A 12,766-nucleotide genomic window follows, 5' to 3' on the forward strand; every position below is an offset into this window, starting at 1 on the left:
CTCAAGGAGATCCTATGTCCCGTTTTGGCTTGCAGAAGCTCTATATTCATGGCGCCTATGTAGACAGCACCGCTGGAAAAACCTTCAACGCCATTAACCCGGCGAACGGCGAAGTTCTGGCTGAAGTCCAGTCCGCCGGCGCTGAAGACGTCGATCGTGCGGTGGCCAGCGCGGCCAGCGGGCAGAAGGTGTGGGCGGCGATGACGGCGATGGCGCGTTCGCGCATCCTGCGTCGCGCGGTGGATATTCTGCGCGAGCGCAACGATGAACTGGCGGCGCTGGAAACGCTGGATACCGGCAAAGCGATGTCGGAAACCACCGCGGTGGATATCGTCACCGGCGCTGACGTGCTGGAGTATTATGCCGGCCTGATCCCGGCCATTGAAGGCGAGCAGATCCCGCTGCGCGACACTTCGTTCGTTTACACCCGCCGCGAACCGCTGGGCGTGGTGGCCGGCATCGGCGCCTGGAACTACCCGATTCAAATCGCGCTGTGGAAGTCCGCGCCGGCGCTGGCGGCGGGCAACGCGATGATCTTCAAGCCGAGTGAAGTTACGTCGTTGACGGCGTTGAAGCTGGCGGAAATCTACACCGAAGCCGGCCTGCCGGACGGCGTGTTCAACGTGGTGACCGGCAGCGGTGCGGAGGTGGGGCAGTACCTGACCGACCATCCGGGCATCGCCAAAGTCTCTTTCACCGGCGGGGTGAAAACCGGCAAGAAGGTGATGGCCAACGCCTCGGGTTCGACGCTGAAGGAAGTCACCATGGAGCTGGGCGGCAAGTCGCCGCTGATTATCTTCGACGACGCCGATCTGGATCGCGCCGCCGATATCGCCATGATGGCCAACTTCTACAGCTCCGGCCAGGTGTGCACCAACGGCACCCGCGTCTTTGTGCCGGCGGCGCTGCAGGCGCAGTTTGAGGCGAAGATCCTCGAACGCGTGAAGCGCATTCGCCTCGGCGATCCGACCGATCCGCAGACCAACTTCGGGCCGCTGGTCAGCTTCGCGCACATGGAGTCGGTGCTGCGCTTTATCGAAAGCGGTAAGAACAGCGGCGCGCGCCTGCTGTGCGGCGGCGAACGCGTCACCCATGGCGAATTCGGCAAGGGCGCTTATGTGGCGCCGACGGTATTCAGCGACTGCCTCGACGAGATGGAAATCGTGCGCGAGGAGATCTTCGGGCCGGTGATGAGCATTCTCAGCTACCAGAGTGAAGAGGAAGTGGTGCGCCGCGCCAATGATACCACCTTCGGCCTGGCCGCGGGCGTGGTGACCCACGATCTGGCCCGCGCACACCGCGTGATCCACCAGTTGGAAGCCGGCATTTGCTGGATCAACACCTGGGGCGAGTCGGCGGCGGAAATGCCGGTCGGCGGCTATAAGCAGTCCGGCGTCGGCCGCGAAAACGGCCTGACCACGCTGGAGCACTACACCCAGATCAAATCGGTGCAGGTCGAGCTGGGCGAATACGCCTCGGTATTCTGATCTTCCCGTCGCCTTTCGAGCCGCAGCCGCGTTGGCTGCGGCCGACACTCCTCGAGAGCCAAATACACCGCCTGCTGCGGATCAGCGCTTCGCGTTTTCGCATCGTGCAGGCCTATAAAGTAAGGAGATAATGAATGGAATTTGACTACATCATTATCGGTGCCGGTTCCGCCGGCAACGTGTTAGCCACCCGATTGACCGAGGACGCCGACGTCAGCGTGCTGCTGCTGGAAGCCGGCGGCCCCGATTACCGGATGGATTTCCGTACTCAGATGCCGGCTGCGCTGGCGTTTCCGCTGCAGGGCCGCCGCTATAACTGGGCGTATGAAACCGATCCTGAGCCGCACATGAACAACCGCCGGATGGAATGCGGCCGCGGCAAAGGGCTGGGCGGTTCGTCCCTGATCAACGGCATGTGTTATATTCGCGGCAACGCGATGGATTTCGACAACTGGGCCAAGGCGCCGGGTCTGGAAGACTGGACCTATCTGGACTGCCTGCCGTATTTCCGCAAGGCGGAAACGCGCGATATCGGCCCGAACGATTACCACGGCGGCGATGGCCCGGTGAGCGTCACCACGCCGAAGGCCGGTAACAACGAACTGTTCCACGCGATGGTGGAAGCCGGCGTGCAGGCGGGCTATCCGCGCACCGACGATCTGAACGGTTACCAGCAGGAAGGCTTCGGCCCGATGGATCGCACCGTGACCCCGAAAGGGCGCCGCGCCAGCACCGCCCGCGGTTATCTGGATCAGGCGCGTTCGCGGCCGAACCTGAAGATCGTCACCCATGCGCTGACCGACCATATCGTGTTCGACGGCAAGCGCGCAGTGGGCGTCAACTATCTGCAGGGCGACAGCAATCAGCTGACCTATGCCAAAGCGCGCCGCGAAGTGCTGCTGTGCGCCGGCGCCATCGCCTCGCCGCAAATTCTGCAGCGTTCGGGCGTCGGCCCGGCGGCGCTGCTGAAAAGCCTGGACATCAACGTGGTGCACGATCTGCCGGGCGTCGGGGAAAACCTGCAGGACCACCTGGAGATGTACCTGCAATACGCCTGCAAGAAACCGGTGTCGCTGTACCCGGCGCTGCAATGGTTTAACCAGCCGAAGATCGGTGCGGAGTGGCTGTTCAACGGCACCGGCGTCGGCGCCAGCAACCAGTTCGAGGCCGGCGGCTTCATCCGCAGCCGCGCAGAGTTCGCCTGGCCGAACATTCAGTATCACTTCCTGCCGGTGGCGATTAACTATAACGGCAGCAACGCGGTGAAAGAGCACGGCTTCCAGGCGCACGTCGGCTCGATGCGTTCGCCGAGCCGCGGCCGGGTGCAGGTGAAATCGAAAGATCCGCGTCAGCACCCGAGCATTCTGTTCAACTACATGGCGACTGAACAGGATTGGCAGGAGTTCCGCGACGCTATCCGCATCACGCGCGAAATCATGGCGCAGCCGGCCCTGGACGAATACCGCGGCCGCGAGATAAGCCCAGGGCCAGAGGTGCAGACCGACGAGCAGCTGGACGCCTTCGTGCGCGAGCACGCCGAAACCGCCTTCCACCCGTCCTGCTCGTGCAAGATGGGCGAGGACGAGATGGCGGTGGTCGACGGCCAGGGCCGGGTGCACGGCATGGAAGGATTGCGGGTGGTGGATGCGTCGATTATGCCGCTGATCATCACCGGCAACCTGAACGCCACCACCATCATGATCGCCGAGAAGATCGCCGATCGCATTCGCCAGCGTGCGCCGCTGCCGCGTAGCACCGCCGACTACTACGTCGCCGGCGATGCGCCGGTGCGCAAGCAGTAACCGACACGCCCTCTCGCCGTTGAGGGGGAGGGCCGCCGTAGCAAGCAACCCCTCTCCATATGCTCTTCCCCAAGGCGAGGGGGCAACTCTCTTTTTATCCCTTATCCCATCATGCCGCCGGCAGCGAGATCGCCTGATCGAAACTGTTGGGCGTCGCCATGCGCCACATGCGGGCGTAGAACTCGCTTTTGATCTCCGGCTGCAGCAGCGCGCCCGGCTCCAGGTAGTAATAGATATCGGCATACACCTTGATCTCGGTCGGCGTGATGCGGCGCAGCATATGGTGCGAGGTCAGCTGCTCCGGGCGGCTGACGCCGGCCGCCGCCAGCATGTCCGCCAGCGCTTTCACCGTATTTTGATGGAAGTGATAGACGCGCTCCGCCTTGTTCGGCACCACCAACGCCTTCTGACGCAGCGGATCTTGCGTCGCGACGCCGGTCGGGCAGTGGTTGGTGTGGCAGCTTTGCGACTGGATGCAGCCGACGGCGAACATAAAGCCGCGCGCCGAGTTCACCCAGTCGGCGCCGAGCACCAGTACGCTGGCGATGTCAAAGGCGCTGATGATCTTGCCGCTGGCGCCAATCTTGATTTGGTCGCGCAGGCCGCAGCCCACCAGCGTGTTATGCACGAACAGCAGCCCTTCGCGCAGCGGCATACCCATATAGTTGGAGAGTTCGAGCGGCGCGGCGCCGGTGCCGCCTTCCTTGCCGTCCACCACGATAAAGTCCGGCAGAATGCGGGTGTGCAGCATCGCCTTGACGATGGCGACGAACTCCCACGGGTGGCCGATGCACAGCTTGAAACCGACCGGTTTGCCGCCTGACAGCTCGCGCAACTGCTGGATGAAATGCATCATTTCCAGCGGGGTGGTGAAGGCGCTGTGCGAAGCCGGCGAGATGCAATCGACGCCTTCCGGCACGCCGCGGGTGGCGGCGATTTCCGCATCCACCTTCTTCGCCGGCAGAATGCCGCCGTGGCCCGGTTTGGCGCCCTGGCTGAGCTTGATTTCAATCATTTTCACCTGCGGGCTTTGCGCCTGTTCGGCAAAGCGGCGCGGATCGAAATGGCCGTCGGCGGTGCGGCAGCCGAAATAGCCGCTGCCCAGCTCCCACACCAGATCGCCGTTGTTTTCGCGGTGATAGCGGCTGATGCTGCCCTCGCCGGTGTCGTGGTAGAAGTTGCCTTTGGCCGCGCCGAGGTTGAGCGCGCGGATGGCGTTGGCGGAGAGCGCGCCGAAGCTCATCGCCGAAATGTTGAAGATTGACGCGGAGTAGGGCTGGCGGCAGTCGGCGCCGCCGATGGTGACGCGAAAACTGGTCGGGTCGGCGGCTTCCACCGGCCGCATGGAATGGCCGATGCACTCATAGCCGGTTTGGTACACATCCAGCAGGGTGCCGAACGGCTTGTCGCCCATCTCGTTTTTCGCCCGGCGATACACCAGCGTGCGCTGGGTGCGCGAAAACGGGATTTCTTCATTGTCCTGCTCGAGGAAATACTGGCGCAGTTCCGGGCGGATGAACTCGAAGAAGAAGCGCAGGCGGCCGATGATCGGGTAGTTGCGGCAAATGGCGTGGCGTTGCTGCGTGAGATCGTAGATACCCAGCACCATCAGGCAACCGCAGGCCAGGGCCGGCAGCCAGAACCACGGATGATTGTGCATCATGATCAAGAAAACCAGGGTGAGCAAGATGCTCAGCACAAAGCAGGTATAGCGGCTGAATAAGGACGACTTCATAACATCTCCTGATGTTTATTTTAATCCACACGACATGACTCACGGATAATCCGTGTGCAAATCGTAACCAACAGGAGGGGATGTTGTGTGTCTGTTGCTGCTTTGTCGCCAGTTGTTACATTAATTTAACGTACGGAAGGGGGGGCGGGTTGCCGCGCGGCGAACCGCGCAACAAGCCTGGGTATTTATTTGCCGGCGACGAAGATGGTGCTCATGCTGCGCAGCCGCAGTTTTTTCATCGCGCTGTATTTCTGCGAGAAGATGGTTTTCGGGTGCGTGCCGCGCTTTTCCGCAATGTGTAGCAGGCTGTCGCCACGCAGCAGGTTGAAGATCACGTCGCTTTCCGCCGGACTGAGCTCGCGGGTTTTCTGCACCCGGATACCGCCCGGTTCCTTGCTTTCCAGCAGCCGCTGGATTTTTTCCTGCAGCGAATAAAGCGGAATGCGGGTGGAGACCAACTCGACGGAAATCCCCAGGATCGACAACAGTTTCACTACCCGCTCGTCGTCATAAAACACCAGCAGGCGCGTCTTGCTGTTGTACTGCTGATGCAGGGACACCAGGCTTTCGATCACATTGACGCTCTGTTCCAGGTTTTGCGAGGTGAAAATCAGCGCAATATCGTGCTTGGTGATCTTCTCTGCTTTGGCGCCGCCGTGCATGAAATCGGAAAACAGGCGGATATCGTACGCGCCGTAGTGTTTCTTTAGCAGCACCGACAGGCCAACATAGCTGTACTTACACTCACTAATCACAAGAACGTTGTTTTTAGACATAGGGCAAACACCAATACCGAGTTAAAAGTATTCAGCTGTAAGAAGCGAGTTCAAATCCTTGATGCTGGATTCCTTCCACAGCTTTCCCTGCAGTGCGTAATATGGCATTTCATCCAGCCATTTCTTGTGTTCGGGAGTTTCAACTCCTTCGATAATTACCTTGTAATGATTAAGGTAAAAAAAGCGCAGTAACGCGCGCATCAAGCCCTCGCCGCCGGACTTTTTCATGAAGTCCCAAAGCAGAAAACGGTCGAGCTTAACGAAGCGGAACTGGCTGTTGTACAACGCGGAAAAACCCGCATAGCCAGAACCAAAATCATCGAGCCAAAATGAATAACTATTCAATGACGGATCGCCGTGCACGCGATCTTTCACCAGCCGGGTTGAATTCTCGCTGATCTCAAAATGAATACAGCGCAGGGCATTAATTCTTTCGGCAAAGTGAGTATTCGCCAGCGATTGCAGGGAATAATCGTCAACATTCAAAGTGGCTATCACTTGGTTTTCATGAAACCAGTGTTTGTATTTATCGATCAGATTGATCTGATCCATCAAAATCTCAATCCGGGTTGCGCTGTCGGCGTGACGAAAGAACTGTTCAGGAGAAAAATGGGCGTATTCGCTATTAAACGTAAAGCGAGACAGACATTCAACGGCCAGCAATTGTCCCGATTTCGCGAACATTGGCTGAAAAACATAATTAATGCCGTTATTTTTCTCTCTGAAAGAACCGCTCATTTCCCAATCCTTGGATTGATATTTAACTTGTTGATTTTAAATGCTTAAAAAGAAAGTTACTCCAAGTTTATTGGTAAATTTCTTATTTAAAACGTCAGGATGGCCGAAGCGTGTCGACAGACCATTGAGCGCGTAATTCGTGCCAAATTCCAAACGTCGCAATATGTTACTAAATGTAAATATTTGGGATAATATTCTGATTTTCAGGCCTTAATGCAAAATCTTGAACTCTGAAGCTTTCCCAAACACAGATTATTCCTATTCATATGAATCGTCAACATCGATCGATAGGTACCCTCCGATAGTTTATTCCTATCAAGAGGGGCCTTATGAATGTTTTAAACGATTTAACATTAAGAATATGCTTAGTCTATATTTCGTCCGGCAATGGATTCATCGGGCTTCATTCCTGACAAGGAGTAGCATCGCTGAATGTACTTTATAAGCGTATTAATTCATCGAGAGTCTAAATATGAAAATCTCTAAACTGTCTGCTGTATTGGCATTGGCTGTAAGCACTGCTGCTATTTCTTCTTTCTCTGCTCAAGCTGCTGACGGGACTATTACTTTCAACGGTAAAGTGACTGACCAAACTTGTACTATCAGCACCCCAGGCGGTAAAGATTTCACCGTAACTCTGCCAACTGTTTCTGCTTCTACTCTGGCAACTCAGAGCGCAACTGCTGGCCGTACTCCGTTCGCGATCAACCTGACCAAATGCTCTAAAGGCCAGGTAGCTACTTATTTCGAACCGGGCGCTACTGTTGATTTCAATACTGGCCGTCTGAACAACCAGGCGCAGACTGATGCTGCAACTAACGTGCAGATCCAGCTTCTGGGCAGCAACAACCAATTCCTGCCTATCCTGGCTGCTGGTGCTAATGGTGCGCAGAATAACTCCCAGTGGGTTACCGTTGCTAACGAAGGCGACTCTGCTGACCTGAACTACTACGCTGAATATTACGCTACCAACGCTGCCGGCGCTGGTGATGTGACTTCTAGCGTTCAGTACACCATCATTTACCAGTAAGTAATATTTCTTTAAGTAATATTCTTATTCGGGTGGGGGAGTTATGCCCCCACCGTTTTCCCTTACCGTAGCGATAAGATAATGAAGAACTCATTTAAAAAATACAGCATATTGCTGAGCGCCATGCTTTTCAGTAGCAGCGTTTTTTCCAGTGTCATTATTAACGGTACTCGTATTATTTATCCGGGAAAGCAACGGGAAGTTACCGTCCAATTATCAAATAATGGTGCTTCACCGGCACTTATTCAGTCTTGGATTGATGAAGGCGACGCAAAAACCACACCAGAAAACAGCAAAGCGCCATTTATCGTTTCACCGCCAATCAGCCGTGTTGAACCGGCTACCGGCCAAGCGCTGCGCGTTTCATTGACCACGGCGAGTTTGCCGCAAGACAAAGAATCCTTGTTTTGGTTGAACGTACTGGAGATCCCGCCAGCACCAACCGGGGCAAACAATGGCGCACCTGAAAACTTTTTACAGGTGGCATTCCGTACCCGCGTAAAACTGCTGTATCGGCCGACCGGTCTGGCGGGAGAAGCGAATGATGCGCCGGAAAAACTGCAGTGGAGCTTCAGCGCTGGGGGCGTCAGCGTGAAAAACCCAACGCCGTACTATGTGTCATTTACCGAGATTAATGCTGTCGTGAACCAAAAACGTGTGCCGTTGGCCCCGCACGGCGACATGCTGGCACCCGGACAGGAAAAGACATTGTCGTTCTCCGGCGACAGCGCGCGCATTGCTGACATTGCCTACACCACTATTAATGATTTTGGCGGACGCGTGTCCCGTACTAAGAATAAGCAAAAGTAACTCTTGGAACAGAGCCTCAGGCCCAGAGCAATTTATTTCAGAGGGCGAGCTTAATTTGGTAAAGGAATGCTTTATATGAAAGAGTTACCTATCTCTGCAGCTGTTAAAATGGCGCTGTCCAATTATAAATCGATTCTGCTGTTAACCGGTAGCGCGCTCTGTCTGGCGGCCCCTGCGACGTCTTGGGCGGAGGGGGTTGCCGATAGCAAAAAGCCGGCAGCACCGGTTGAAGCGACTTTTAACAGCAGCTTCCTGATTGGGGAAGCGCAGGGCGTGGATCTTTCACGCTTCCGTGATGGTAACCCGATCTTGGCGGGAAAATATTCGCTCGACGTGTATGTGAACGGCGAGTGGAAAGGCAAAAAAAGTATCGACTTTAAAAACGTGCCGGGGAAAAACAGCGCCGATACCTGTTTTAGCTTACTGTCGTTGGATGAGTTCGGTGTGGATACCGCCACAATGAGCGGGGATCCTGCCGTTAATACCGAGACGTGCAAAACGCTGACTCAATGGGTACCGGAAGCCTATTACCGCTTGGACACCAGTACGCTGCGCATGGATATCAGCATCCCTCAGGCGGCGCTGCGCCGCAGCGCTCGCGGTTATGTCGATCCGCGCTTCTGGGATCGCGGTATTACCGCCGGCAGCCTGTCGTATAATTTCAATGCGTTCAATACCCACAGCTCTGCCAACGGCAGCAACTCCGATTCAACTAATGCATATTTAACGTTGAATGCCGGGTTAAACGTGGCGGGTTGGCAGCTGCGTCACGATTCCAACGTGAACTGGCGTTCTAACGACAGCACCCATTGGCAAAACACCGCGACTTACGCGCAGCGGGCAATGCCGTCTATCCGCGGCATGCTGACGTTGGGCGACAGTTACACCAGCGGTGATTTCTTCAACTCCATCGGTTTTCGCGGCGTGCAGATCGCCACGGACGATCGCATGCTGCCTGATTCATTGAACGGGTATGCGCCGGTTGTGCGTGGGGTCGCGCAAAGCAACGCCCTGGTGGAAGTACGTCAGAATAACCAGCTGATCTACCAAACTACCGTCGCTCCGGGCGAGTTCATCATCAACGATCTCTACCCTACGGGTTACGGCGGCGATCTGAATGTCACCATTAACGAGGCCGACGGCAGCAAACGCCAGTTCAGCGTTCCCTATGCTTCGGTAGCGCAGATGCTTCGTCCAGGTATTCAGCGTTATGCCATCACTGCGGGTCGAGTACGCGATGATAATTTAAGCAAGGAACCCGACATGTTCCAGGCGACTTATCAGCGCGGTTTTACCAACATTCTTACGGGATACACAGGCGGGATCGTCAGCGATGGCTATGGTGCAGTGCTGGTGGGCAGCGCGGTCGCGACACCGGTTGGCGCATTTGCGCTGGACGTCACGCAGTCCAATACCCGCTTGAAGCAGGGCGACCAATCAGGCCAGAGCTATAAGCTCAGCTATAGCAAGTTGATGACCGAAACCAACACCAACTTCACGATCGCTGCTTATCGCTATTCGACTTCCGGCTACCTCTCTTTGCAGGATGCCGTCTACTCCCGTGACAATGAGCGCAAGGGTTTAAGCGCAGATGCGGTTAACCGCCAGCGTAGCGAATACCAGCTGACGCTGAACCAAGGGCTGGGCGACAATTACGGTTCCTTGTACATCACCGGTTCGGTACGCGACTACTGGAACCGTGGCGGGAGCACCAAGCAGTACCAGGTGGGCTATAACAACTATTATGGTCGCGTGACCTATGGCCTTTCCGCCATGCGCACCTCGGATATGTATAACCGAGATGAGACTCGTTATTACCTGACACTGTCGATTCCATTCAGCGTCGGTTCGCAAACCCTGAGCCTGAACAGTTCACTGGGCTACACCGACAACGGTTACGACAGCAGCCGTGTGGGCATGAATGGTTCAACCGGCGAAGACAACAACATCAGCTATAGCGCTACGTTAGCCAACGATCGTTCAGGCGGCACCAACAGCAGCGTGAGCGGTGAATACCGTAGCCGTTTCGCCACGATGAACGGGTCCTACAGCTATGGTAAAGATTACCGTCAGTCGTCGATCGGTGCATCGGGCAGCGTGGTTGCCCATAGCGGCGGCGTCACGCTGACACCGCAACGCGGACAGACCATGGTGCTGGTGGAAGCGCCAGACGCCGCTGGCGCGATTGTGACCAACTCGCCAGGCGTTCGTATCGATGACAACGGTTATGCTGTGGTTCCTTATGTTGCACCATATCGCATGACGAGCGTAACGCTCGATCCGAGCGGCATGTCACGCGATGTTGAATTGGAAAGCAGCAGCCAACAGGTTGCGCCATATGCCGGCGCGGTTGCCCGGTTGGAATTCAAAACAACGAAAGGCCAGGCATTGATCATTCATGCGCTCGGCCCTGATGGCAACGCGCTGCCGTTTGGCGCTGAAGTGCTGGATACCCGTAATCAGGTGGTCGGCATTGTTGGGCAGGGCAGTCGCATCTACTTGCGTACCGAAGCTAAGAAAGGTTTGTTGCAGATTAAGTGGGGCACACAGCCAACGCAGCAGTGCTCTGTCAGCTATAGCGCCAAGGCGCAAAGCAATAATCCTGACTACGAAATTATTGAAGCGAGTTGCAAATGATAAAGTTTACGCGTGTTCCACCGCTGAATAAAGCGCCAGCGAAATGCCTGATGCTGCTCGGACTGCTGATGGCGGGCGGCCAGAGCGCTTACGCCGCCTGTTACGTTAATAATGGTTACAAGGCGCAGGTGATCAACATGAAGCTTGGGCGCGTGCTGGTTACGCCAAGCAGCCAGGTTGGAGACACCTTGGTCACCGGTCAGTTCGCGATTAACCCGGTCTCCGGTTATGGTCGTTGTTATAACGGCGGTAGCGCGATTGGGCAGATCCTCCAGGGCAGCCGGACGAGCTTCAGCAATGTATGGAGCACCAATATTCCAGGTATCGGGATTCGTTTATACCGTGAAGCGGGGACAATAAGTACTTATTATCCCCACACGTTGGCATTACGGGGTAATACAACCGTCAACCTGAATGGCGGTTACTTTAAGATCGACATTGTGAAAACCGCCGCGCAAACCGGCACCGGCCAACTGGTCCCAGGCAAGTACACGACTTACTATATGGATGGTTCCGGTCAGGGATTGCCGATGCTGGAATCGATCGTCGATGCCAACAGCCTGACGATCGTGACGTCGACTTGCAACGTGGACAGCGGTTCCAAGAACAAGGTGGTTAATCTGGATACTGTCACTGCAGCCTCGTTTGGCGGCGTAGGTTCAACGCAGGGTGAAAAAGCATTTGATATCAATATCAATTGCGTTGGCGGCGTTGGTGAGGATCTGTTGCCAGGCAGTGCGGGACAAGGGATCGTCAATGTGCGTTTTGACTATACGCAGGATGCTTCCAATGCACCTGGGGTGATCAAATCCGAGCCTGGCGCCAACACAGCATCCGGTGTTGCCGTCCAGCTGTTGACCGGCAATACGACCCAGCCGATCAAAAATGGCGATGCGGTCAATGCCGGACGTACCATTCCCAACCAGGCCAATACCTTAACGCTGCCGCTGAAGGCACGCTACTATCGCACCGGTTCGACGATCAAAGGCGGCAATATCAAGTCGACCGCCACCTTTACCATCGAGTACAACTAAGTCGCGTTCCGACGAAAAAGCCAATGGGTTTTATCCATTGGCTTTTTTGCGTTATCGATTAACGCAGCCCCATCCAGCTGGTGCAAACGCCTTCCGGCGGTTTGCCGGCGTACCAGCGTGGCAGCGTGGGGGCATCATGGTGCGATTCAGCCTGCGCCTCTATCGGCTGTGCCGGCCACTCCGCAACATCCCAGCGGGTGGTACGGCGATACACCGCCGGGGTTTTACCGAACTGTTTCTTGAAGGCGCGTGAGAACGAAGGCTGAGAATCGAAATGGTATTGCAGGGCGATATCCAGGATCGGACGCGGGGTGGAGCGCAGCGCCTGCGCCGCCTGCGACAGGCGCCGCTCGCGGATATAGCTGCCGAGCGCGTGGCCGGTGGTGCTGCGGAACATGCGCTGCAGGTGCCATTTGGAGTAGCCCGACTTGGCGGCGACGTTATCCAGCAGCAGCGGTTGGTCCAGATGAGTTTCAATCCAGTCTAGTAAATCGTGAATGATATTGACGCGATCCATGGTTTTAGTTCTCCCGCAAAAACGACATTCAGGTCACAGTGACTTAGCTTAATTATCCAAGAATATACTTTGATAATAGGCGTGAGTGCGCCGTTACGCAAGGGTAAACCGGGGGTAAAAAGGTGGCCAAAAATGCTCTTTGAACGGCAGGGGGATAAAAGAAAGGCCGCATAAAGCGGCCTTATCAGTAGGAAGCGATG

General features: G+C 56.0%; 10 protein-coding genes. 6 read left to right on the forward strand and 4 right to left on the reverse strand.

Going from position 1 to position 12,766, the window contains the following annotated elements; genetic code table 11:
* The first annotated feature begins 14 nt into the window (after positions 1-14).
* A complete protein-coding gene (gene betB, locus ACMGGW_RS05885) occupies positions 15-1,487 on the forward strand; it encodes a betaine-aldehyde dehydrogenase (RefSeq protein WP_049203421.1) in 1,473 nt (490 codons plus the stop codon).
* A 134-nt stretch (positions 1,488-1,621) separates the two neighbouring features.
* A complete protein-coding gene (gene betA / locus ACMGGW_RS05890) occupies positions 1,622-3,289 on the forward strand; it encodes a choline dehydrogenase (RefSeq protein WP_099816783.1) in 1,668 nt (555 codons plus the stop codon).
* 109 nt (positions 3,290-3,398) lie between these two features.
* Here the strand turns inward: betA and ACMGGW_RS05895 are convergent, their stop codons facing one another.
* The 3 genes from ACMGGW_RS05895 to ACMGGW_RS05905 all read right to left on the reverse strand — a co-directional run bounded on the left by ACMGGW_RS05895 (position 3,399) and on the right by ACMGGW_RS05905 (position 6,538).
* Complete coding sequence (locus tag ACMGGW_RS05895) at positions 3,399-5,024, reverse strand: FMN-binding glutamate synthase family protein (RefSeq protein WP_099816784.1); 1,626 nt, start codon at positions 5,022-5,024, stop codon at positions 3,399-3,401.
* 185 nt (positions 5,025-5,209) lie between these two features.
* Positions 5,210-5,800, reverse strand: coding sequence for a LuxR family transcriptional regulator (locus tag ACMGGW_RS05900; RefSeq protein WP_004939094.1), 591 nt, complete (start codon positions 5,798-5,800; stop codon positions 5,210-5,212).
* Positions 5,801-5,821: 21 nt separating this feature from the next.
* On the reverse strand, positions 5,822-6,538 hold the full coding sequence (locus ACMGGW_RS05905) for an EAL domain-containing protein (RefSeq protein WP_016928483.1): 717 nt from the start codon (positions 6,536-6,538) through the stop codon (positions 5,822-5,824).
* A gap of 472 nt (positions 6,539-7,010) precedes the next feature.
* Between ACMGGW_RS05905 and ACMGGW_RS05910 the strand changes: the two genes are divergently transcribed.
* From ACMGGW_RS05910 to ACMGGW_RS05925, 4 genes are all read left to right on the forward strand, one after another.
* Entirely contained in the window at positions 7,011-7,568 is a 558-nt protein-coding gene (locus tag ACMGGW_RS05910) for a fimbrial protein (protein ID WP_041034152.1), read from the forward strand.
* An 81-nt stretch (positions 7,569-7,649) separates the two neighbouring features.
* Positions 7,650-8,378, forward strand: a complete 729-nt coding sequence (locus ACMGGW_RS05915) for a molecular chaperone (RefSeq protein WP_025302114.1) — start codon at positions 7,650-7,652, stop codon at positions 8,376-8,378.
* A 75-nt stretch (positions 8,379-8,453) separates the two neighbouring features.
* The gene (locus tag ACMGGW_RS05920; protein ID WP_025302115.1) at positions 8,454-11,015 is read left to right on the forward strand and encodes a fimbria/pilus outer membrane usher protein; all 2,562 of its coding nucleotides are present in this window, start codon (positions 8,454-8,456) and stop codon (positions 11,013-11,015) included.
* Positions 11,012-12,049, forward strand: coding sequence for a fimbrial protein (locus ACMGGW_RS05925; RefSeq protein WP_025302116.1), 1,038 nt, complete (start codon positions 11,012-11,014; stop codon positions 12,047-12,049). The genes ACMGGW_RS05920 and ACMGGW_RS05925 overlap by 4 nt, the downstream gene beginning before the upstream one ends.
* A 58-nt stretch (positions 12,050-12,107) precedes the next feature.
* Here ACMGGW_RS05925 and ACMGGW_RS05930 read toward each other — a convergent pair whose 3' ends face one another.
* Complete coding sequence (locus ACMGGW_RS05930; protein ID WP_025302117.1) at positions 12,108-12,566, reverse strand: helix-turn-helix domain-containing protein; 459 nt, start codon at positions 12,564-12,566, stop codon at positions 12,108-12,110.
* Positions 12,567-12,766 lie beyond the last annotated feature (200 nt).

It is taken from the genome of Serratia sp. BNK-4 (assembly GCF_048685115.1).
Lineage (GTDB): Bacteria > Pseudomonadota > Gammaproteobacteria > Enterobacterales > Enterobacteriaceae > Serratia > Serratia bockelmannii.

Coding starts and splice junctions, on each gene's coding strand:
- betB (WP_049203421.1), top strand. CDS start 15: ATGTCCCGTTTTGGCTTGCAGAAGCTCTATATTCATGGCGCCTATGTA.
- betA (WP_099816783.1), top strand. CDS start 1,622: ATGGAATTTGACTACATCATTATCGGTGCCGGTTCCGCCGGCAACGTG.
- ACMGGW_RS05895 (WP_099816784.1), bottom strand. CDS start 5,024: ATGAAGTCGTCCTTATTCAGCCGCTATACCTGCTTTGTGCTGAGCATC.
- ACMGGW_RS05900 (WP_004939094.1), bottom strand. CDS start 5,800: ATGTCTAAAAACAACGTTCTTGTGATTAGTGAGTGTAAGTACAGCTAT.
- ACMGGW_RS05905 (WP_016928483.1), bottom strand. CDS start 6,538: ATGAGCGGTTCTTTCAGAGAGAAAAATAACGGCATTAATTATGTTTTT.
- ACMGGW_RS05910 (WP_041034152.1), top strand. CDS start 7,011: ATGAAAATCTCTAAACTGTCTGCTGTATTGGCATTGGCTGTAAGCACT.
- ACMGGW_RS05915 (WP_025302114.1), top strand. CDS start 7,650: ATGAAGAACTCATTTAAAAAATACAGCATATTGCTGAGCGCCATGCTT.
- ACMGGW_RS05920 (WP_025302115.1), top strand. CDS start 8,454: ATGAAAGAGTTACCTATCTCTGCAGCTGTTAAAATGGCGCTGTCCAAT.
- ACMGGW_RS05925 (WP_025302116.1), top strand. CDS start 11,012: ATGATAAAGTTTACGCGTGTTCCACCGCTGAATAAAGCGCCAGCGAAA.
- ACMGGW_RS05930 (WP_025302117.1), bottom strand. CDS start 12,566: ATGGATCGCGTCAATATCATTCACGATTTACTAGACTGGATTGAAACT.